This is a genomic window from Mycobacterium sp., assembly GCF_004298145.1.
GTDB lineage: Bacteria > Actinomycetota > Actinomycetes > Mycobacteriales > Mycobacteriaceae > Mycobacterium.
The window spans coordinates 54,815-76,456 of sequence record NZ_SCRH01000015.1 but is presented as its reverse complement, the minus strand read 5'-3'; the positions used below and the strand labels follow the sequence as shown (position 1 = coordinate 76,456).

Annotated in this window: 17 protein-coding genes; 10 read left to right on the top strand and 7 right to left on the bottom strand. The window is 68.3% G+C overall.

Annotated features, from left to right (window positions below):
• Positions 1 to 41 precede the first annotated feature (41 nt).
• Positions 42 to 1,574, bottom strand: coding sequence for a dolichyl-phosphate-mannose--protein mannosyltransferase (locus tag EPN51_RS05945; protein WP_293038963.1), 1,533 nt, complete (start codon positions 1,572 to 1,574; stop codon positions 42 to 44).
• A gap of 82 nt (positions 1,575 to 1,656) precedes the next feature.
• Here EPN51_RS05945 and rsmI point away from each other — a divergent pair, with 82 nt between their 5' ends.
• The gene (gene rsmI / locus EPN51_RS05940) at positions 1,657 to 2,496 is read left to right on the top strand and encodes a 16S rRNA (cytidine(1402)-2'-O)-methyltransferase (RefSeq protein WP_293038568.1); all 840 of its coding nucleotides are present in this window, start codon (positions 1,657 to 1,659) and stop codon (positions 2,494 to 2,496) included.
• Between the two features lies 1 nt (position 2,497).
• Here the strand turns inward: rsmI and EPN51_RS05935 are convergent, their stop codons facing one another.
• From EPN51_RS05935 to EPN51_RS05920, 4 genes are all read right to left on the bottom strand, one after another.
• On the bottom strand, positions 2,498 to 3,751 hold the full coding sequence (locus tag EPN51_RS05935) for an aminodeoxychorismate synthase component I (RefSeq protein WP_293038565.1): 1,254 nt from the start codon (positions 3,749 to 3,751) through the stop codon (positions 2,498 to 2,500).
• A gap of 106 nt (positions 3,752 to 3,857) precedes the next feature.
• Positions 3,858 to 4,769 carry an RNA polymerase sigma-70 factor gene (locus EPN51_RS05930; protein WP_293038563.1) on the bottom strand — a complete coding sequence of 304 codons (912 nt, stop codon included), beginning with the start codon at positions 4,767 to 4,769 and terminating at the stop codon, positions 3,858 to 3,860.
• Positions 4,766 to 5,950 carry an FAD-dependent oxidoreductase gene (locus tag EPN51_RS05925; RefSeq protein ID WP_293038560.1) on the bottom strand — a complete coding sequence of 395 codons (1,185 nt, stop codon included), beginning with the start codon at positions 5,948 to 5,950 and terminating at the stop codon, positions 4,766 to 4,768. Before EPN51_RS05925 ends, EPN51_RS05930 begins: the two co-directional genes overlap by 4 nt.
• A 204-nt stretch (positions 5,951 to 6,154) precedes the next feature.
• Complete coding sequence (locus tag EPN51_RS05920) at positions 6,155 to 6,457, bottom strand: hypothetical protein (RefSeq protein ID WP_293039011.1); 303 nt, start codon at positions 6,455 to 6,457, stop codon at positions 6,155 to 6,157.
• On the opposite strand from EPN51_RS05920, the gene EPN51_RS05915 reads away from it, so the two are divergent.
• The 8 genes from EPN51_RS05915 (at position 6,339) to EPN51_RS05880 (ending at position 18,554) form a co-directional block, all read left to right on the top strand.
• Positions 6,339 to 8,009, top strand: a complete 1,671-nt coding sequence (locus EPN51_RS05915) for a hypothetical protein (RefSeq protein WP_293038557.1) — start codon at positions 6,339 to 6,341, stop codon at positions 8,007 to 8,009. The genes EPN51_RS05920 and EPN51_RS05915 overlap by 119 nt on opposite strands.
• A 221-nt stretch (positions 8,010 to 8,230) precedes the next feature.
• Positions 8,231 to 10,096, top strand: a complete 1,866-nt coding sequence (locus EPN51_RS05910) for a bifunctional diguanylate cyclase/phosphodiesterase (RefSeq protein WP_293038555.1) — start codon at positions 8,231 to 8,233, stop codon at positions 10,094 to 10,096.
• Positions 10,097 to 10,106: 10 nt separating this feature from the next.
• On the top strand, positions 10,107 to 11,801 hold the full coding sequence (locus EPN51_RS05905; protein WP_293038552.1) for a hypothetical protein: 1,695 nt from the start codon (positions 10,107 to 10,109) through the stop codon (positions 11,799 to 11,801).
• A gap of 161 nt (positions 11,802 to 11,962) precedes the next feature.
• Positions 11,963 to 13,423 (top strand): polysaccharide biosynthesis tyrosine autokinase, encoded by a 1,461-nt coding sequence (locus EPN51_RS05900; protein WP_293038550.1) that lies wholly within the window; start codon positions 11,963 to 11,965, stop codon positions 13,421 to 13,423.
• A complete protein-coding gene (locus EPN51_RS05895; RefSeq protein WP_293038548.1) occupies positions 13,420 to 14,901 on the top strand; it encodes an O-antigen ligase family protein in 1,482 nt (493 codons plus the stop codon). The genes EPN51_RS05900 and EPN51_RS05895 overlap by 4 nt, the downstream gene beginning before the upstream one ends.
• Positions 14,898 to 15,911 carry a glycosyltransferase family 4 protein gene (locus tag EPN51_RS05890; protein WP_293038546.1) on the top strand — a complete coding sequence of 338 codons (1,014 nt, stop codon included), beginning with the start codon at positions 14,898 to 14,900 and terminating at the stop codon, positions 15,909 to 15,911. Before EPN51_RS05895 ends, EPN51_RS05890 begins: the two co-directional genes overlap by 4 nt.
• Positions 15,912 to 15,927: 16 nt before the next feature.
• Complete coding sequence (locus tag EPN51_RS05885; RefSeq protein WP_293038960.1) at positions 15,928 to 16,854, top strand: aldo/keto reductase; 927 nt, start codon at positions 15,928 to 15,930, stop codon at positions 16,852 to 16,854.
• Entirely contained in the window at positions 16,851 to 18,554 is a 1,704-nt protein-coding gene (locus EPN51_RS05880) for a GMC family oxidoreductase (protein WP_293038544.1), read from the top strand. Before EPN51_RS05885 ends, EPN51_RS05880 begins: the two co-directional genes overlap by 4 nt.
• A 5-nt stretch (positions 18,555 to 18,559) precedes the next feature.
• Here EPN51_RS05880 and EPN51_RS05875 read toward each other — a convergent pair whose 3' ends face one another.
• Both EPN51_RS05875 and EPN51_RS05870 read right to left on the bottom strand, forming a co-directional pair.
• A complete protein-coding gene (locus tag EPN51_RS05875) occupies positions 18,560 to 19,603 on the bottom strand; it encodes a glycosyltransferase family 4 protein (RefSeq protein ID WP_293038957.1) in 1,044 nt (347 codons plus the stop codon).
• An 11-nt stretch (positions 19,604 to 19,614) separates the two neighbouring features.
• Positions 19,615 to 20,436: a class I SAM-dependent methyltransferase gene (locus EPN51_RS05870; protein WP_293038541.1), complete on the bottom strand. Its 822-nt coding sequence runs from the start codon at positions 20,434 to 20,436 to the stop codon at positions 19,615 to 19,617.
• A 307-nt stretch (positions 20,437 to 20,743) separates the two neighbouring features.
• On the opposite strand from EPN51_RS05870, the gene EPN51_RS05865 reads away from it, so the two are divergent.
• Positions 20,744 to 21,613, top strand: a complete 870-nt coding sequence (locus EPN51_RS05865; RefSeq protein WP_293038539.1) for a hypothetical protein — start codon at positions 20,744 to 20,746, stop codon at positions 21,611 to 21,613.
• The last annotated feature ends 29 nt before the right edge of the window (positions 21,614 to 21,642 follow it).

Sequence of the window (21,642 nt, the reverse complement as noted above, 5' to 3'; positions counted from 1 at the left end):
TGACGCCGTCGCTAGTTGCCGTCTCGCGGCGCGGCCAAGAGTCAGCGCCAGCTGGGCAGCCAGATCTCCATGTTCCACGTCTGCTGCGAAATCGGCATCCCGGTGAGCACCGGAAACAGCCACGCGAAGTTGGTCACCACCGCGGCCACGTAGGCGCAGACGGCGATCAGCCCCAGCGTGCGTCGTTCCTGGTTCACCCCGGGCCCCCGGGCGGGGGCGCCGGGCGTGTAGAGGACGTCGCCGCAGATCAGCGCGATGGCCATCACCAGGAACGGCGCCATCGTCGCCGCGTAGAAGAAGTACATCTGCCGATCGATGTCGGCGAACCACGGTAGCCATCCGGCGCAATAGCCAACCAGCACAGCGGCGTAACGCCAGTCGCGGCGCACCAGCATGCGCCACAACGCGAAAATCAAGACCGGCACCGCCAGCCACCACATCGCCGGCGTGCCCACCAGCATCTGGGCCTTGACGCAGGATTGCGCGCCGCACCCGGGCACGTTCTGCTCGTCGATGGCGTAGAGCACCGGCCGCAACGACATCGGCCAGCTCCACGGCTTCGATTCCCACGGATGGTAATTGCCGGCCGAATTCGTCAAGCTCGCGTGGAATTGGAAAGCCTTGGCGGAGTAATGCCACAGCGATCGGATGGCGTCGGGCAGTGGGATCACCGAATGCGGGCCGATCGTCTGGCCCACCTCGTGCCGATCGATGGCGGTCTCGGAGGCGAACCACGGCGCATAACTGGCCAGATACACCATCACCGGGATGAGGCCCAGCGCATAGCCGGTGGGGACGAGGTCGCGCCGCAGGGTCCCCAGCCAGGGCCGGTCAACCTGGTACTGGCGCCGCGCGGCCACGTCGAACGCCAGTGACATCGCGCCGAAAAAAACTACGAAGTACAGGCCGGACCATTTTGTGCCGCAAGCCAATCCGAGCAGTATCCCGGCGCCGAAGCGCCACCACCGCACACCCAGTCGCGGGCCCCATACCGTATCGGCGGTGCGGCCCTGCAGCAGCGCGACGTGCATTCGTTGCCGAACCTGGTCGCGGTCGACGATCAGCGCGCCGAACGCGGCGACCACGAAGAACGTGAGGATGCCGTCGAGCAGCGCGGTCCGCGAAGCGACAAAGCTGACGCCGTCGCAGGTGACCAGCACCCCGGCGACCGCGCCGATCAGCGTCGACCGGCTGATCCGCCGGACGATCCGCATCACCAGCGCCACCATGACCACGCCGAGCAATGCGCCGGTGAACCGCCAGCCGATGCCGCCGTAGCCGAAGATCGCCTCGCCGACCGCGATGAGCTGCTTGCCCACCGGCGGGTGGACAACCAGGCCGAATCCCGGATTGTCTTCCACCCCGTGGTTGTGCAACACCTGCCAGGCCTGCGGGGCGTAATGCTTTTCGTCGAAGACCGGCGTGCCGCCATCGGTGGGCGAGCCCAGGTTCAGGAATCGGGTCACCGCGGCCACCAGGGTGATCACGCCGGTCACCACCCAGCCGCGGACGTGATCGGTCGGCCCGAAATCGGCCACCGGAACCCGCGGGCCGGGGCTCACGACGGGGACCACGCGCTCCTTTTCGGCACCCTGGATGTTCAAGGGGGATTCGCGGGGCGGGGCAGTCATCGGTGTCGATCGTAGGCTGTCGACCATGACCACCGGCCGCCTGTTGCTGGGCGCGACCCCCCTGGGCCAGCCGTCGGATGCCTCGCCTCGCCTCCTGGACGCGCTGGCCCGAGCCGACGTGGTGGCCGCCGAGGACACACGTCGGGTGCGGACGTTGGCCAACGCTCTCGAGGTGAAAATCACCGGTCGGGTGATCAGCATGTTCGACCGGGTCGAGGCCACCCGCGTGGACTCGGTGATCGAGGCGATCCGGGAGGGCGCGACCGTGCTGGTGGTCAGCGACGCCGGGATGCCGGTGATCAGCGACCCCGGCTTCCGGCTGGTGACGGCGTGTGTGGAGGCCGGCCTGCCGGTGGAATGCCTGCCGGGGCCCTCGGCGGTGACGACCGCGCTGGCCCTGTCCGGCCTGCCTGCGGAGAAGTTCTGCTTCGAGGGGTTCGCCCCCCGCAAGAAGGCGGCGCGACGGACCTGGCTGGACTCGCTGGCCGACGAGCGACGCACCTGCGTGTTCTTCGAATCACCGCGCCGGTTGCCCGCCTGTTTGCAAGACGCGGTCGAACGGCTCGGCGGCGCACGCCGGGCCGCGATCTGCCGGGAATTGACCAAGGTGCACGAGGAAGTGGTGCGCGGTTCGCTCGACGAGCTGGCGGCGTGGGCGGCCGACGGTGTGCTCGGGGAGGTCACCGTGGTGCTGGCCGGCGCCACCCCGCGCGCCGACCTGCCGTCGCTGGTGGCCGAGGTCGAGGAGCTGGTCGCGGGCGGTACCCGCGTCAAGGACGCCTGCGGGGAGGTGGCGGCCGCCCACCCCGGGGTGCGGTCGCGCCAGCTGTACGACGCGGTTCTGCAGTCCCGCCGCTCCGGATAGCTCAGCCGGCCGGGCTGGCCGTCGCGATGGACGGCAACCCGACGATGGGCGACGCCTTGTGCAGGCATTCGGCCCACTCGGCGTCCGGGTCGGAATCGGCGGTGATGCCGCCGCCGACGCCCAGCACCGCGCCACCCGCGGCGTTGAATTCGACCGTGCGGATCGCGACATTCAGTTCGCATCCGGCGACAGGGGAGGCCAACCCTATTGTGCCGCAATATATTCCGCGACGGTACGGTTCCCACTGCGAGAGCAGTTGGCGGGCACGGTGTTTGGGTGTCCCGGTGACCGAGGCCGGCGGGAAGGTGGCGTCCAGCAGCGCCCGTGTCGGCAGCTCGACGGGTACCTGGGCCGCCACCGTGGACACCAGGTGCCACACGCCCGGTGCGCGCCGCACGACCAGCAGCTCCGGTACGGTCACCGAGCCGACGATCGCCACGCGGCCAAGATCGTTGCGGACCAGGTCGACGATCATGATGTTTTCGGCCACCTCTTTGGCCGAGGCGCGCAGCGCCGACGGCCAGGCATCCAGCGGCAAGGTGCCCTTGATCGGGCTGGAAATGACGGCCGTGCCGCGCCGTCGCAGGAAAAGCTCCGGGGACAGGGACGCCACCGCGCCCCACGGGCCCGCGACGTAGGCGGCCCGTGCCGGAGAGGTGCGTGCGACGCCGCCGATGAAGAAGTCCAGCGGGGCACCGGTGACCGTGCCGGTGAATTGGGTGCACACGCACGCCTGGTAGACCTCGCCGGCGCGGATGGCGTCCAGGCAGGCAAGCACCCCGTCGCGGTGTGCCGCCCGGTCGGCGATGCCCCAGTCGATCCGGCAGTCGCGCGTGGGTGCCGCCGATGCGGCCAGCGCGGTGGTGAGCCAACCCGGCATCGGCGCGCCGGAGAGGCTTTCGTACCACCAGTGCCCGTCGCGGTCGCGGCGCAGCACGCAGTCCGTCCAGCCGCCGGCGGCCTCGGGGATCCGATTCGGCTGGGCGTCGGCACCGCTGTCGGGATACGAGAGGTAACCGATCCACCCGCCGCCCACCGCGTGCGGTTCGAGTGGCCGCGATCCCAGCTGCACCGCGAACACGTCGTCGACATCCACCGGCCGCACCGACAGGCTCGGCGCGATCACCGCCAGCGCACCGAACCATTCGCCGGTCAGCGCGGCCGGCGGGGGAAGACCGAGCCGGGTCGTGGCGTCACCCACGGCGCGCAGCACCTGGGGTGCGGCGCCAAGATCGCCGAGCCGATCGATGCGCACTGCCCTAGCTTGACAGAGCGGCGGATTTTCGCGCCCCCGAGTCCGCCACGGGTCCGATGGTGGCGACCCGCTGCACCCGGCTACGCCGCGTTTGCGATCGCCACGGTCAGCCGCGGCTGATGTCGCGGGCGCTGGCCAGCGCGGCCAGCTTCCGCGGGTTGCGCATGACGTAGAAGTTGGTGATCTTGCCGTCGGCGATCTCCAGCGTGATCACGCCTTCGAGTTGTTCGCCGAGGTAGAGCAACACCGCCGGGGCGCTGTTGCAGGTCACCATGTCCACGCGCAGCGTGGCCATCTCCGCGGCCCTGCGCAGCAGCCCGGCGATCGCCCGGGCCACCCGCTCCGCGCCGACCACCGGCCGGCGGGCGGCGCTCACCACGCCGCCGCTGTCGGCCGTCCAGGTGGCGTCCGGGGCGAGCATCGTCATCAGCGTCTCCACGTCGCCGCTAGCCGCCGTGGCCAGGAACTGCGCGGTGATCTCGGCGTTGCGTTCCGGGTCCGCCGGGTCGAATCGCTTCCGCCGGGCCCGCACATGTTCGCGGGCCCGGTGTGCGACCTGGCGCACGGTGGGGGCCGGTTTGCCCACCGCCTGCGCGATCTCGCCGTAATCGAAACCGAACACCTCGCGCAGCACGAACACGGCCCGCTCGTCGGGGCTCAGTGTTTCCAGCAACACCAGCATCGCCATCGAAATCGACTCTGCGAGAACGATATCGGCGGAAGGGTCCTGCTCGTCGAGGAGCAACGGCTCGGGCAGCCACGGGCCCACGTACTCCTCGCGCCGGCGGGCGTCGGCCCGCAGCGCGTTGAGTGCCTGGCGGGTGACCAGCTGGGCCAGGTAGGACTTGGTGTCGCGCACCGTCGCCAAGTCGACGGCCGACCACCGCAGATAGCTGTCCTGCAGCACGTCGTCGGCCTCGGTTGCCGAGCCCAGCATCTCGTAGGCGATGGTGAACAGCAGCGGCCGCAGCAGGGTGAACCGTTCGGCGTGCTCGCTGCCGGTCGGTGCGCGTGTCATCGCGCGGTGACCTCCTCCTCAACGGGTGACTGCGCGGGCCGGTTGCCGCCCTTGAGCCAGAAATACGAACCTGGCTTGGCGGCCTCGCGCCGGATGGCCCACAGGGTCCCCTTGCAGATGCGTTCCTTGATGGCGGCGGTGGTCCGGCCACCGAGCGCCATGTTCACCGGGGTGTCGTCGGTGCGGGCGAACTGCAGCGTGCCGTGGTTGCGGCCGATGCTGATGCACTGCCCGACGAACGCCTGGTTGAGCGCCGCGGGGGTGTCCCCGGCGATCCGGGCCAGCACGGTTTCGGCGGCTTGGGCGCCCAGCGGCTCGGCGGCCTGGCAGCTCATTCGCAGCGGCTGGCCGGACGGCGCCGCGGCGTCACCGGCGGCGACGATGCGAGCGTTGTTGACGCTGGTCAACGTCTCGTCGGTGAGCAGCCGGCCCAGCTCGTCGGTGTGCAGGCCGCTGCGGGCGGCCAGATCCGGCACGGTGAACCCGGCCGTCCACACGGTCGCGCCGCTGGGCAGCACCGCGCCATCGCTGAGCACCACGCTGTCCCGACGGACCTCGCTGGCGGCGACGGACTCGAGGATGTTGACGCCGAGCTGGCGCAACTGCTTGGCCACCGAACGCCGGCCCCGCTTACTAAGCGAGGTGCCGAGCGTGCCGCCGCACAGCAGCGTCACCGGGCGGCCCTGTTCGGCGAACTCGGAAGCCGCCTCGATGCCCGTCAACCCGCCGCCGACCACCGTGATCGGGGCGCCCAGCGGCAGGTCGGCCAGCGCGTAGCGCAGCCGCTGCGCGCTTTCCAGGTCGGAGATCGAATGCGCGAATTCGGCGGCACCGGGCGTCGAGGGCACCGCGCCCGTGCTGCCGACGGCGTAGATCAGATAGTCGTAGTCCAGAGTGACGCCCGAGGCCAACAGCACCCGACGGTCGTCGGCCTCGATGCGTGCGACGGTGTCGACGACCAAGCGGATTCCGTCGCCGAGCAGCGTGTCGTAACCGGCCGTCGCGGCGCCGGTGTCGGCGACCAACTGGTGCAAGCGGATTCGCTCGACGAACACCGGACGCGAGTTCACCAGCGTGATATCGATGTCCGGCCGCTGGCGCAGGCGGTTAGCGGCAAGCGTTCCGGCGTATCCGCCGCCGACTACGACGACATGGGTTTTCTGGGGGGCCACCTCGGTCATGGCTGTCTCCTATTCGTGAGGACTTGTGCCCTTGAGACACCGCAGGCCGGCCGAGTGTGACAGGCTCGCCCGCAATTGTGACCCGCCTCACGGCGCACGTGCGGGGCGAAAGGGGGCCGTACGTGCGCCGCAGGGGGCCAAAGCCGGAGCGCACCACCGCTGAGCTGCGGCGGAGCAACGCCGGAACCCGCGTGATACGCTGCGCTACGCTAATTCGTGGCCCGCCCCCGGGGCCGGATACACGCACCAGACAACTCGCGAAATATGGGGCCACTTCAGTGCGCATCGGTGTGTGTTGGGAGAAGCAACCTTGACGACGACCATCTTTTCGAGCGGCCACGGGCCTTTGTCGCTGGGCATGTCGTCGGCCGCGGTCTGACGCGTGACGATGTCGTGTTCATTGAGGACGAGCGCGCTCGTCGCTGTCGTGTGCGCGGCGCTGGCGTTGAGCGGATGCGGCACTAGGAGCGATCCCGGGCCACTGTCCGTGATGGTCAGTCCGGCCATCCCGCCGACCGCTCAGGAGATCTCGAACCCGCTGCGCGGCCAGTACGAGGAAATGCTGAATCCGCTTTTCCCGCAGGGTAATTCGGCGCAGCAACGATACTCGTCCTGGCCTGCGTCCTACGACGCCAGCCTGCGCGTCTCGTGGCGGCAGTTGCAGCCGGTCGACCCGCGCACGCTGCCCCCCGATGCGCCCGACGACCGCAGGTTCGATTTCAGCGTGATCGACGACGCGCTGGCCAAGCTCGGGACCCGGAACATGCGCCTGACCCTCGGCGTGTACGTCTACAAGTCCTGTTGCAACGACTCCTATGCGGACAACACCAACATCGCGATTCCGGACTGGATGCGCCAGTCCGCCGCCAGCTATCCCGCGCCGCCGAAGAGTTCCGCACCGGGCATCACCCACGTGGTGCCGAATTTCAACGACCCCGACTACCTCAACGGGGTCGGTCAGCTGCTGGCCGCGCTCGGCCGGCGATACGACGGCGACGAGCGACTCGGCGTGTTCGAGTTCTCCGGGTACGGCGACTTCGGCCAGAACCACGTCGCGTATCTGCGTGATTCGCTGAGCGCGCCGGGCCCCACACCGGACGACAGCATGGCAAAGCTGGGCTATTACAGCCAGTTCCGCGACCAGAGCGTCACCAAGGCCTCCATATCGCAGTTGGTCGCGGCAAACGCGAATGCGTTTCCGCACACGCAATTGGTGGTGGCTCCGCAGAATCCGGAGATCGTCCGCGAATTGTTCGCCGACGACGTCACCAAGAAATTGGCCGCGCCCGTGGGCATCCGCGCGGATTGCCTCGGTGTGCAGGCGCCGCTGCCGGAATGGGCCGAGGCCAGCGACTCTCACTACGTGCGTTCCAACGATGCCGTCGTCAACGCGATCAAGCAGCGGCTCACCTCGGCGCTGGTGATCAGCCAGTGGTGCAGGTTGCCGAACGGCGCCGACCCGCGGTCCTACTACGAGAAGGGGCTGCACGACGTCATCAGGTATCACGTGTCGATGACCTCGAGCGCCGACTTCCCCGACCGGGATGCGACGACGGCGATGGATCCCAAGCTGTTTCTGCTGTGGAGTAAGGCCAATACCTCCGCCGGCTACCGGTACTCGGTCGAGGCAAAGCCGGGATCGCAGGCGATCCAGGGCAAGGTGGCGACGATCTCGGTGGCCTGGACCAACTACGGCTCGGCGGCGGCCACCGAGCACTGGGAGCCCGGCTACAAGCTGGTGGACTTCTCCGGAGCGGTGGTTCGCAGCCTGCCGGCGACGGTGAATCTGCGCAAGCTGGTCCACGACGAGACGAGCCAGTCGCGTGAGGAACCGGTTCCCGAGTCGTCGAGCGAGTCGGTGCACGTCGACGTGACGGGTCTGGCGCCGGGGCACTACACGCTGCGGGCTTCCGTCGAATGGCAGCAGCACAAACCGGGCGCCTCGCACGTCGTCAACTACGCACCCATGGCCCTGGCCCGGGACGGCCGCGACGGCTCCGGCCTGTACCCGATTGCCACACTTGACATCCCGAGCGACTCGGCCTCAGCAAACGATTAGCGACGCATTTCGGCCGGAGCGATTTCTCGTCCGGTGCGATGAGCTTTTCGTAACCCCGGATGGATGGGGTCGTCCAGTGATACCGTTCTCAAACGGATTTCGGCCTCCTGACCCGGCGGGTCGCAATTCGACCAGCAAACGACCGAGCGAACCGTCGAGAAATGCGCGGGCACGCCCAGCGGGGACCCAGACGGGATATGTGCTCCGTATCGGAGGACTCCGTGCCACGCAGCCTGAACCTGGTGGTCACCTCCGTCGCCACTGCGCTGATGGAGGCCACGGCCGCCACCGCGACCTCGGTGAGCGAAAAGGTGCTCGCGCAGCTCGTCGAGCGGTTCGACGTGGACGCCAGCTTCCTGCGCCACCACGACAACAACGCCGCGGCTTCGATGCTGGTCGCCGAATGGCCACGGCGTACCGACGGCCCGGATCCGGATTCGATGGCCGCTCTGCAATTGGACGGTGTCGAGTCGGTGCTCACCCAATGTGAGCGCGACCGCAAGCCGGTGGTGACGCGCCCGGATCGGCCCGACGGGTGGGTCCGCCGCTGGTTGAGCCGGGGCGGAGCGCCCGCGTCGCCCTCGGTGGCCGCCGCGCCGCTGGTATCCAGCGACGCGTGCACCGGTGTGCTCGGCTTCGTCAAGTTCGGTGCCCGCAGGTGGAGGCAAGAGGAGATCAACACCCTCGAGGCGGTAGCCGCCCTGTTTGCGCAGCTGCAAGCGCGCATCGCCGCCGAGGAGCGGCTCCGTTATCTCGCCGAGCACGACGACCTGACCGGTTTGTACAACCGCCGGGCGCTGGTCGCGCACCTGTCCGATCGCCTCGTGGCGGGAAGCCCGGGCCCCGTCGCGGTCTTCTACCTCGACCTCGACCGGCTCAAGCCGATCAACGACTACCTCGGCCACGCCGCGGGTGACTGGTTCATCAGGGTCTTCGCGCAGCGCATCGAGGAGTGTGCGGGAACGCCGAGCATGATCGCCCGACTCGGTGGCGATGAGTTCGTCGTCATTCCCGACCAGCCGATGTCGCAGGAGGCCGCGGAGGCGTTCGCGCGCCGCCTGTCGACGATGCTGTGCGATCGCCTCACCATCGGCGGCCACGTGATCAGCCGGACCGTCAGCATCGGGCTGGCGGTGGGCACGCCCGGGGCGGACAACTGCGCCGATCTGCTCCGTCGAGCGGACGAGGCCGTGTTGGCGGCCAAGCGCGCGGGCGGCAACCAGACCGCGGTGTCCACCGAGGACATGTCGCTCAAGCGGGCCTTCCGCAACGACATCGAGCTGCACCTGCGGGGCGACATCGAAGGCGAAGGTCTGCTGCTGCATTACCTGCCCGAGGTCGACCTGTGGACGGGCGCCATCGTGGGCGCGGAGGCGCTGGTGCGGTGGCGGCACCCGGTCTGGGGGCTGCTGCTGCCCGACTCGTTCATCGGTGTGGCCGAATCGACCAACCTGGCCGCGGAGTTGGGCGGGTGGGTGATGCGCAGCGCCTGCGCCGACTTCAGCCGCTGGCGCACCAACGGTGTCGGGCGCGGCGCCATGCTGCGCATCAATGTGTCGCCCATCCAGCTGATCAGTCGCGGTTTCGTGGACAGCGTCGCCGACACGATCGGCGAGTTCGGTATCGATGCCGCATCGGTGTGCCTGGAGATCACCGAACGCGCCGTGGTGCACGACATCGAAACCGCTCGAAAGACCTTGTCGGAGCTCAAGGAAGTCGGCGTGCAGATCGCGATCGACGATTTCGGCACCGGTTATGCCGTGCTGTCCCATCTGAAGTCCCTGCCGGTCGACATGCTCAAGATCGATGCCGGGTTCGTGCGCGACGTGGGCACCGACGCCGGTGACCTGGCCATCGTCCGCGCCATCATCGGGCTCGCCGAGGCGTTCGGCCTGGAGGTGGTCGCCGAGGGAGTCGAGACACCCGCTGCCGCATTGACTTTGATGCAACACGGCTGCCACCGCGCGCAGGGCTTCCTGTTGTCGCGTCCGCTGGCCGGCGATGCGATGGAAGCGCTGCTGTCCGCGCGCTGGATGCCGATGCCGTTTCTCGCCGATCCCGAGTCATCGTCGCTGGGCTCGATCTAGCATCGCAACGGTGGTCCGAACAATAAGGCGAAGCTCGGCGGTCCTGCTCACGTGTGCGGCGTTGGTGTTGAGCGGGTGCGGTGGTCACCGCGGTAATCCCGGACCGTTGTCCGTCGTGGCCAGCCCGGCCATACCGCTGAACGTTCAAGAGGTACCCAATCCGCTGCGCGGCCAGTACGAAGACCTCTTGATGCCGCTTTTCCCGCAAGGCAATTCCGCGCAGCGACGGTACCCGGCGTGGCCGTCGTCGGATGACGCCAGTCTGCGTGTCACGTGGCGGCAGCTGCAGCCCACCGACCCGGCCGCGCTGCCCCCCGACGCTCCCGATGACCGCAGGTTCGACTTCGGCGTCATCGATGACGCACTGACGAAGCTCGCCGGCGAAAACATGCGGCTGACCCTTCGCGTCGTCGCCTACAACTCCTGCTGCGACGCGACCTATGCGAACAACACGAACATCGCCATGCCCGACTGGGTGCGCGCCCTCCCTGACGCCAGCATCAGCCTGACCGGGCCGCAACGGTATTGGTGGACACCCGGGGTGACACACGTGGTGCCGAACTGGAACGACCCCGGTTACCTCAACGCCTTCGGTCAGCTGCTGGCCGCGCTCGGCCGTCACTACGACCGCGACGAGCGGCTCAGCGTGTTCGAGTTCTCCGGCTACGGGGATTTCAGCGAGAACCACATCGCATACCTGCGCGACACACTCGGCGCGCCGGGACCGACACCCGAAGACAGCGTCGCGAAGCTGGGGTATTACAGCCAGTTTCGCGATCAGAGCATCACCAAAGCGGCCATTGGCCAGCTCGTCGCGGCCAACGTAAACGCCTTCCCGCACACACAATTGGTGACCACCGCGCTGAACCCGGAAATCATTCGCGAACTGCTCGCCGACGATGTCACCAAGAAACTGTCTGCGCCGGTGGGGATCCGTTCGGATTGCCTCGGTGTGTACGCGCCCTTACCCACCTGGGCCGAGGCGGACGGCTCATACTATGTGCGGTCGAAGGATCCGCTTGTCGGACAACTCAAAGACCGAATGGCCTCGGCGTTGGTGATCACCGAATGGTGCCAGCTGCCCCAGGGAACCGATCCGCGGTCCTACTACGAAAAGGGCCTGCGGGACGTCGTGACGTACCACGTGTCGATGACGTCGAGCTACAACTTCCCGGCCGTGGATTCGACGACTCCGATGGACCCCGCGCTGTACCTCCTGTGGGCACAAGCCAATGTCGCGGCCGGCTATCGGTACTCGGTCGAAGCGCAAGCGGGGCCGCAGTCGATACGCGACGGGGTGCCGACCCTGTCGGTGGTGTGGACCAACTACGGTTCGGCCGCCGCGACCGAGCATTGGGTGCCCGGCTACCGGTTGACGGACTTCTCCGGGGCGGTGGTCCGCACGCTGCCCGCGGCCGTGACCTTGAAGACGCTGGCCCAGGGGCACTCCGACGACAAATCCGGCACCGAGCCGGTCCCGTCGTCGTTCTCCGAATCGGTGGCCGTCGACGTGACGGGGCTGGCACCGGGCCATTACACGCTGAGCGCCGCGGTCGAGTGGCAACAGCACAAACCGGACGCATCGCACGTGGTGAACTATCCGCCCATGCGGTTGGCGCGCGGCGGACGCGACGGCAACGGGTGGTATCCGATCGCGACGCTGGACGTGGCGCGCGATGTGTTGACCTCCGCCCCCCGACAATGAGCGCGCGGCGTTGACGTCCGCCAATTCCCGGGTGGGCGCCGCGCGCGCGATTCCGCCGATGCCGCAGGGCGATTGCTGCATAATGTGCACTGGGTTTTGCGCGAGGGTGAAATAAATCAAATCGGCGCTATTCGTGTGGTGTCGGCCAGAAAGGTTAGTGGATGGATTTCCGCACCTTTGTCAAGATTCTTCTTGCACATTGGAAACTGGCCGCCGCCGCGGTGCTGGCCTGCACGATCGGCGCCGCCGCCATTACGGCATTGCAGACGAAGCATTACCAGTCGACGGCCACGATCCTCATCTCGTTTCCGGGTGCCACCGACCTGACCGAGTTGTACAACGGCACGCTGGCCGCGCAGGAACGGCTGTCATCGTATGCCCAGATCGCCGGCGGGCGCGTCGTGGCGGAGCGCGCGGTCAATCAGCTACAGGTCCCGATCAACCCCGATGCACTGGTGACTCAAACGCAGGTGAAATACACCGCGAAATCAATGCTTTTCACGATCACCGTCAAAGACACCGATGCCGCGCGTGCCGCGGCGCTGGCGGGTGCGATGGCTGACCAGTTCGCCGTGATGGTCCCGGCGCTCGGGGCAAATCTGACGCCGAACGGCCCGATTGCGCCCGCACCCAACGGACCGCGATCCGAGGCGGGTGAGGCCCCGGCCCCGGGACCGCCGCCGGAAGCGTCGGGCCCGTCGCCGTCGGCGCCCAAAGCGTTGCCGGTGGCCAGGGCGAGGGTGGTGGAGCCGCCGCGGGTGCCGAAGCATCCGGTGACGCCGGTGCCCGTGCGCAACATGGCGATGGGGTTCGTCGCCGGGATACTGCTGGGCATCGCGGTGGCCCTGACCCGCGAGGCCGGCGACCGCACGGTGCGCGATCGGGAGAAGCTGGAGAAACTCTCGGGATTGCCGACGTTGGCCGAGCTGTCCGGTAAGCGGGGCAGCACGCCGCGGTTCGGCACCGATGGCGCGTCGGACGACGCCGTGCGCGGCCTGCGCGCCCGGCTGCTGCGGGCAACGGGGCCCGACGGCCGCCGGGTGCTGGTGACGGCGCCCTTCGGCGGTGAGGGAACGACGACGACGGCGTTGAACCTGGCGCTGGCGCTCGCCGAGATCCGCGAGGACGTCCTGCTGGTCGAGGGCGATACCCGCCGCCATGTGATCGCCGGCCTGTTGCGGGTCGAGTCGGGGGAGGGGCTCGCCAACGCGCTGGCCAACCCGGACATCGCCGCGCAAGCCGTCAAGCAATCACCGATCGCGAGGGTGTTCACCCTCGCCTCGCGCTCCGCCCGCCGCGAGACCCCGCCCTGCAGCGCGTTCCTGCCGGAAGTGATCGACCGGGTGCTGCAGGAGTTGTCGTCGCGTTTCGACCGGATCGTGGTCGACGGCCCGCCGGTGCTGGCGACGGCCGACACCGCCCTGCTGGCCGGCGCCACGCAAGCCACGGTACTGGTGGTGCGGGCCCGCCGGACCACCGTCGATGAGCTCGAGGACGCGATGACCGCGCTGCGCGCGGCCGGGGCGGAGGTGGTCGGCACGGTGCTGACCGATGCCCGTCCGTCCCTGCACATCAAGGCGGCCACCCGGGCCTACCGGACAAAGGTCAGCGGGCCGGCGTGATCCCATACCTGCCGGGTCGCCATCGCCTGGCGGTGGATGGCGCACTCCTGGCGGTGTTCCTGTTCGGCTGCTTTGTGTTCGGCGTGCTCTCGGTGCGCAGAACCACCGAGGGTGTGCTGCTGATCGCCGCGCTGTTCTGCCTGGTCGTCTACTGGGTGAAGCCGGAGGGGATGGTCGGTGTCGCCCTGTTCTTGGCGTTCGCGGCGCTGCCCGAGGGTTTGCACGTCGGCAAGGTCATCGGCCCGGTGGCGGTCTACGCCTATCACGTGGCCGCGGTGCTGGCGATCTGCTACCTGATCCCGATCGTGAGACCCCGATTCAACGATTTCCTGTTGCCGGCGATGTTCGTGTTCACGGTGCTGGTCTACACCGTCGTCGGATTCCAGCTCGGCCACGACGCCACGATGGTGATGCGGGAATCGGCGACGCTGCTCGAAATGGTCATCGGGTTCCTGCTGGCGTTGTTCGTCGTCTACGGCGACTACCTCAAATGGTCGATCCGCGTGATGGTCGTGACGCTGTGGTTCTCCGCGTTCATGGCGATCGTGAGTTCGTTGCATGCCATCCGGCTGGCCGGCCGGGCGGAAAGCCTGGAAGGGGTGACGGGCGCCGGTCAGGCCCTGCGCATCGTGTTGTCCACCCAGACGCCGGCGACCGCCGTGCTGAGCGCGTTGGTCGCCGCCTCGATCATCGGCCGGGTCAGGCCCGCAATGCTTTTCGCGCTCGGCCCGCCCGCGCTGATCATTTCGCTGCTGTCCTTTGCCCGCAACACGCTGATCGCCGTGGCGGTGGCCGCCGCCGTGGCGTTTCTCGCCAGCTTCGGCTGGCATGCCCTGCGCCGGACGGCCGTGATCGGCGTGATCAGCGCGGCGGTCTTTGCGGTGACGGTGCCGGGGGCGCTGTTCGTGCTGCAGCAATCACACGCCGGGACATGGCTGCGCGATCAGTTCACCGCGTTCAATCAGCGGGTGCTGGGCGGGATTTCGGCGAGTGCGCTGGCCACCGACGAATCGACCCTGGACCGGCTGCGCGAAGTCGCCCGCCTCAACGACGCGATCGCGCAGGCCCCGGTGTTCGGCCACGGACTGGGCTACGCCTACCAGCTGCCGTCCGGGAAAGATCCGAATGCCTTCGCCTGGACGCTGGGCCCCACCTACTCGCACCTCTTCTACCAATGGTGGCTGGCCAAAGCCGGGGCCGTCGGCATGGCCGCGTTCGTGTGGTTCGCGGGGACACCGATCGTCCGCGCGCTGCGCACCGCGACGGTGCCGGCGAAAATCAGTGCGGCGGCTAGCGCCGGCCTGCTCGCGATATCCGCCGTGTGGCCGTTGCCGGAGATGCCGATGGACGCCTTGGCAATGGGTCTGGCCCTGGGGGCGACGATGGGTTTCGCCAACGTGGCGCGTCGCGACCGCGCCGTCGGCGAAATGGGGGCCGACCGTGCGCCGGTCCCGACCGCCCTGGCCGCGTCGCGATGAACGCGGTCACCCATGTGGGACCCGACATGTACAGCTTCGGCGGGACGCAGACGGTGATCCGCGTCATCCGCGACAACAACATCGGCGCCGACGAAATTCGCGTCCTGTCAACGTGGAACGGCCGGCACCACGCCAAGAACCTGTTGCTCACCGCCCGTGCCGCGGCGGCGCTGGCGCGCGCCCCACGCGGGACCGTCACACACTTCCACATGTCGAACGGCGGTGCGTGGCTGCGCGAAGGGCAGTTGATCGGGCTGGCGAAGGCCCGCGGTTTCCGGGTCATCGTCACCATCCACGGCTCCGACTTCCACGCGTTCGCCCATTCGCGCCCGCGTTTCGTGGCCGCCACCCTGAACCACGCCGACCATGTGATCCTGCTGTCGGAGGAAGCGCGGACCGCCGCACGGTGGGTGGCGCCCGGCGTGCCGACCTCGGTGGTGGCCAACCCGATCCCGATCGATCGAGATGCGCCGCCGGCCGGCTCGACGCCGCCAGTGGTGCTTTTCGCGGGCACCATCGGTCGCCGCAAAGGCGTCAGCACGCTGGTAGCGGCCTGGCGCCTACTTCTCGCCGAGGGCGTCGAAGGTCATTGCCGCATAGTCGGTGTCGTCGACGACTACTCTCCGCCGCCGACCGAGCGCCTGACCGTCGAAGGCCCGGTCCACCCGGACAAGGTCCGTGATCTGATCCGGTCGGTCCGGGTGGTGACCCTTCCGTCGTTCGCGGAGGGAATGCCGATGATCCTGACCGAGGCCCTCGCCGGCGCACGACCGTTTGTGGCGACCCCCGTCGGCGGCACACCGGAGATCGCGTCCGACCCGAGAATGCTTGTGCCCGTTGACGATGCACCCGCCCTGGCGGCGGCGATCGGACGGTACCTGCGCGACCCGGGATTGGCCGAGCGGGACGGGCTAAGTGGCCAAGCGCACATTGCGGCGACGCGCAGCCCCGAGGTCGTCGGTGCCCAGCTGCGCCGTATCTACCAAGGCTGCTCTCTTGAAACGGGTTGAGCTGCAAGGATCGAAGCTGATCCTGAGTGCGGTCGGTTTCGGCTGCGGCACTCTAATGCAGTCGCCGTCCCGTAAAGAGCGGATGGCCGTGCTCGGCAGCGCGGTGGACAACGGGATCACGCATTTCGACACCGCGCGGATGTACGGACTGGGCAGAGCGGAGGCGGAGCTCGGGGCGTTCTTACGCACGGTCGAGCGCGAGAAGCTGACGGTGGCCACCAAGTTCGGCATCGACGCCGGCGGAATAGCCCGGCGGCTCGGGCGGTTTCAGGGACCCGCCCGGGCGCTGCTGCGAAAAGCTCCGGCACTGCGGCGTGCCGTAAAGCGCCAGCAGGCCTCAGCCGAAACAGCCCGGGTGTACGACGCGGCCGTCGCGGCCCGCAGTCTCGATGACAGCCTCGCCGCACTCGGCGTCGACTATGTCGACATCCTGTTCGTTCACGGTCCCAGGCCGCACGACACCGTGGCGGCCGACGAGTTGCACCAGTTCTTCGAACACGCGTACCAACAGGGCAAGATTCGCGCGTGGGGCGTCTCGCAAGACGAAGGGCTCGAGCTGGATTTTGCCCGTGAATTCGCGCCCCGGGGAGTCAGTCAGGTTCGCGGCGATCTGCTCAATCCCCCGCCGCGTCCCGCGGACCTCGCGTTCGGCGTGTTGAACGGCGCGTACACGGCTCTGTCCGCGGCGCTGCGCGCCGACGCGACACTGGCGCGGCGCTGGCGCGACGCGCTCCAGCTCGATCCGCTCGCCGCGGGTGCGCTCCCGAAGTTGATTCTCGGAACATCCAGCGCCGCAACGGGTTGCCGCGCGATTCTGTACAGCACCACCGATCCGCGGCGGGTGGCCGAAGCGGCGAGCGCGATCTCGTCACCGCCGGACGCGGAGACCTCGGCGCGCTTCGTCGCGTTGGTCGAGGAATTCCGACGGGGCGGTGCCGGGTGATTCGGGGCCCGCGGGAGTTCACCGCCGGCATGACGATCGAGACCGACGTCGTGGTCGTCGGGGCCGGCGCGATCGGCATCGCGACGGCACTGGAACTCGCCGGATCCGGAGTCCGGGTGGCCCTGATCGAAAGCGGTCTCGAGCGTAGCGACCAAGCGGCGCAGGACTTGTCGGCACTCGACTCGCGGCAGGACGACCATTTTCACTCGAGTGGCGATCTCATGATTCGCCGGCAGGTGGGCGGCACCACCGCGCTCTGGGGCGGGCGTTGCGTCAACTTCGACCGCATCGATTTCGAGGACCGGCCGTTGACCGCGCAGGCGCCCTGGCCGATCGCGTATGAGGATGTCGAACCCTACCTGCAACGCGCCTGTGACTGGGCGGCCTGCGGGCGGGCGGTGTTCAACGCGCGCGATATCCCCGAGATTGCGGGACGAGACATGGTCGCAGGGCTTCCCGACGGCCGGGTCCGCACCACCGATCTCGAACGCTGGGCGCTGCCAACGCGTTTCGGGCGCGAGTACCGGGTGGCGCTGCGCGACACCCCCGGCCTGACGCTGTGGACCGGCCTGACGTGCACCGAAATCGTCACGACCCAAGCCGGCGATTCCGTCGACCACCTCGTGGTCAAGACGCTCGACGGCCGCCGGGGTGCGGTGGTCGCGGCGGACTACGTCATCGCGACAGGGGGATTGGAGGCGACCCGTCTGCTGCTCGCGTCGGACCGTCACCATCCCGCGGGACTGGGAAACGCGGGCGGCCACCTCGGCCGCTGGTACATGTCGCACGTCGAGGGCCGCGTGGCGCGCGTCCGGTTCACCACCGATGACGTCCTCTACGCCTACGAACGCGACAACGACGGCGTCTACGTACGACGTCGCTTCACCCTCGATCCGGGTCTGCAGCGTGCAGCCGGAATGCTCAATGCCGCTGTCTGGCTGGTGAATCCGCCGATCAGCGATCCGAGCCACGGCAGCGGGATCCTGTCCGGGGTGTACCTCACGCTGATCTCCCCGGTCGGCCGGTTCCTGCTCGCCGAGGCCATCCGCGCCAAGCACACCCACACCGATGGCCCGCCGCGTGTCCTCGCGCATCTGCGCAACATCGTGCGGGACCTGTTCGGTTCGACACGGTTCGCATTCGCGTTCACCTACGCCCGCTTCCTCCGCAGGGGCCGCAAGGCGCCCGGCTTCTTCGTGAAGAGCGCCGACAACCGCTACCTGCTGCACTACCACGGCGAGCATCTCCCGCACTGGGAGAGTCGCGTCGAGTTGGCCGACGACCGCGACGCCCTGGGGATGCGGCGGCTGCGCACCCATATCCACTTCTCCGACGCCGACTACGAGAGCGTGCGCAAGGCCATCGTCTCGATCGACGAACACCTGCGCCGCCACGACGCCGGATGCGTGGAGTGGCTGGCCGGCGACGTCGAGGGCTTGGTGCGCGAGTTTCTGGCCGGGCACGCCGGCTACCACCAGGCCGGAACCACCCGCATGTCGGCGACCCCCGACGGCGGCGTCGTGGATGCGAACCTTCAGGTGCACGGGGTGCGCGGGTTGTATGTCGCGAGCACCTCGGTGCTTCCGACCTCGAGCCAGGCGAACCCGACGCTGCTCGGGATCGCGCTGGGCGTGCGGCTGGCCGATCGTCTTGCCAAAGACCGAACTGCTTGCGGGGCTTCGGATTCCGGGACGGCTTGAGCGAGTCAAGGCCGGCCGGTGAGCACCTCCGCGATGACCTCCAGGAAACGCTGCGCGACGATGTCGACGTCGCAGTGCCGCGCGTAGTGGCGCGCCGCCTCGGCGCCACGGTGCGCCGCGACGGCCGGGTCGGCCAGCAGGTCGAACGCGGCGGCCAGGCCGGCAACGTCGTCGACACCGACCGGGGGGCAGCCCGGCGGCTGGTACTCGGGCAGGCCGCCGGCCGTGGACACGATCGGCATCACACCCAGTTGCATCGAGAGCACCTGCACGCCGCTCTGGGACGCGCGCCGGTAGTGCGAGATCGAACCTTTCGCGGCGGCCAGTGCGGGGATGACGTCGGCGTAGCGGTAGCTGCCGTTGCGCCAGCGGGTGTGCTTGGGCAGGGCGCCGGGGTCCAGTGACCCGTCGCCGATCAGCACCAGGTTGTCGCCGCGCCAGCCGCCGCCGACGATGTGCCGCTGCCAGGCCTGCAGGACCACGTCGACGTTCTTGTAGGGGTTGAGCCGGCCGAACATGACGAAGTCGCGGCGGCCGTCGGGCCCCACGAATGGCGGAACCCGGTGCGGGTCGATGTCGCTGGCGAGCGGTACCACGTGCACGGGCGTGCCGGCGACGTCGCGGCGCGCGGCGACCCGGGAGGCGACATAGTCGCTGTAGGTGATGGTGGCCGCCGAGCGCGCGCCCCACCGGTCGAACACCGCACGTTCGTAGGACGGGACGTGTTCGCCGGGGTCGTGCGGGCGGTCGTCGTGCACCACCTGAATGCGTGGCACCCGCCCGGCCAGCGCGATCCAGCGCGGGTCGCGGACGATCTCGGCGATCACGACATCGGGCCGGTACCGGCGGATGCGCCGCCAGGCGCGGAAAGTGGGCGGCCAGGTCGCGGCCGATTTGAAGCGCGGTTCGAGCACCAACTCGTAAGCACGGGCGGCATCCGACTCGGGGTGCCGGTCGGAGGTCACCAGCAGCACGTCGGCGCCGCCGCGCTGCAGCGCTTCGGCCTGCACGCGCACCGCCGGCCGTGTCCACGGCGAAAGCCACAGCACCCGAGGCGAATTCACGGCCGCTCGTCGGACCGCAGGAAGGTGTCGGCGTCGGTCCACATGCGCGTCCCCAGCGCGCGTCGTGGCAGCCCCTGCAGGAGGTTCGTCACCCGCGGGGACGCGAGCAGCCGCCAGGCCAGCGGATTGATCTTCGCCCGCGTCCAGACGTGTAGGCCCATGCCGCCGAGGAACCACCACCGGGTTTTGGAGGTATGGAAGTTCATGCCGAAGCGTCGTCCGATGAGCTCCAGCGTCGGCCTCTGATAGAAGGTGATGTGCTGCCCGGTGGCGAAGGCGTAGTACATCCATTCGTCCGGGGGCGGGGGCGCGCCGTCGAAGAGTTCCGTCGTGAAAATGATCGTGTCGGTACCGGTGCTCTCCAGTAGCTCGCCCACGAAACCGACCGGATCGGTGAGATGCTCCAGCACTTCGAACGCGGTGACCGCCGTGTACGGCGCCCCCGGACCGGCATCCGCCTCGAAGCCCTGCGCGGTCAGGTTGGGGGAGTACTTGTCGTTCCAGTAGTAGTCGAAGCCGATGTCGCGCATCAGCCGGGTGAAAACGCCGTAGCCTCCGGCCGCATCGAGAAACCGGCCGCGGTGATCGAACAGGAAGTACAGCAGCACCGACACCGCCCGCGACAGGTACAGGTTGCGCCACAGCATGGTGGTGTCCGCCGCCGCCACGGGGCTCGCATAGGCTTCGTCCAGCCAATGCGGTTCTTCGGTCTGCAGGCCGCCGCAGCCGTCGCAGAAGTAGTATCTGCAGTCGTATTTGTTGAGCACCGTGCGCGTGAACGCCGGGCTGGTGTCCGAACTGCAGATGCGGCACAGCACGGCATCAAACCTTCCTGAGCATCTTCCGCGACGTCAGCAAACTCCGGAAGTAGGACAGTTAGAACCTACGGCACATTCAGCGCGGCGAGCAAGAGAACCGCCCGGAAATCCGCCCAGTTCTGCGCGCGCGGCGCCCGATGGGTTGCGCACCTTGGCTATTCGACGCGCCGCGAGGGAAAACGCAGGGGCTACAAGAACTTCGCCGATCGCGCGTCGACGGCCGTCGCGCAGGGGTGCGCGGGCGTTGACGTGGTAGCTTTAGGCTCCGTTCGATGCTTGCTCGAGAGAGACCCCGGATGACCGCCTAATGTCCAGAAGCGCGACACCGCCGCCCGGAAAGAGGCTCAGGCAGAAGATTCGGCGCCTCGCCGGCACGGAAACGCGGGACCAGCTCAAGGATCTGATCCTTTTCGATCATTCTCAGGCGCTGAAGGCAAACCATCCCAATCCGCTGAATCGCGCCGGGAAGAGATGCTTTTCCGGAGCCGACCAGGATGGCATAACGCTGGAGATCCTGCGCCGGGTTGGCGGCCTCGACGGCGGCGTGTTCGCCGAATTCGGTGTCGGCGACGGGACGGAGAACAACACTCTCATCCTTGCCGCGCTGGGCTGGAAGGGCTTCTGGGTCGGGGGACAGGACCTGGCCGTCAGCTACGCCGACGGCCCCCGCTTCACCTACGAGAAGGCCTGGATCACCGCGGAAAACATCCTGCCGCTGAGCCGGTCATGCCTGCGGCGAATCGACGCCACTCGGGCCGACGTGGTCTCCCTCGACCTGGACGGCAACGACATCTACCTCGTCGAAAAACTCTTGGCCGACGGTATCCGCCCCAAGCTCTTCATCGTCGAATACAACGGCAAGTTCCCGCCCCCGGTGGAGTTTCAGATCGCTTATGACCCCGGCCATGTCTGGCAGTCCGATGACTATTTCGGGGCGTCGCTGGGCAGCTTCGCCTCGCTGTTCGCACGCTTCGGCTATCGGCTGGTGTGCTGCAATTCCCACTCGGGTTCCGACGCGTTCTTCATCGACGCCGCTCTTTCGGAACATTTCGCCGACGTACCGACAGACATCAACGAGATCTACTGTGAGCCACGCTATTTCCTCTACAGCGGTTTCGGGCAGCACAAGACGTCGCCGCGCACGGTGGCCAGGATCCTGGGCGGCGACAAGCCCTAGCGGATGAGGCGAAAGCCGAAGCGTCCACG

Coding starts and splice junctions, on each gene's coding strand:
- rsmI (WP_293038568.1), top strand. CDS start 1,657: ATGACCACCGGCCGCCTGTTGCTGGGCGCGACCCCCCTGGGCCAGCCG.
- EPN51_RS05930 (WP_293038563.1), bottom strand. CDS start 4,769: ATGACACGCGCACCGACCGGCAGCGAGCACGCCGAACGGTTCACCCTG.
- EPN51_RS05925 (WP_293038560.1), bottom strand. CDS start 5,950: ATGACCGAGGTGGCCCCCCAGAAAACCCATGTCGTCGTAGTCGGCGGC.
- EPN51_RS05915 (WP_293038557.1), top strand. CDS start 6,339: ATGTCGTGTTCATTGAGGACGAGCGCGCTCGTCGCTGTCGTGTGCGCG.
- EPN51_RS05920 (WP_293039011.1), bottom strand. CDS start 6,457: ATGGCCGGACTGACCATCACGGACAGTGGCCCGGGATCGCTCCTAGTG.
- EPN51_RS05900 (WP_293038550.1), top strand. CDS start 11,963: ATGGATTTCCGCACCTTTGTCAAGATTCTTCTTGCACATTGGAAACTG.
- EPN51_RS05890 (WP_293038546.1), top strand. CDS start 14,898: ATGAACGCGGTCACCCATGTGGGACCCGACATGTACAGCTTCGGCGGG.
- EPN51_RS05865 (WP_293038539.1), top strand. CDS start 20,744: ATGTCCAGAAGCGCGACACCGCCGCCCGGAAAGAGGCTCAGGCAGAAG.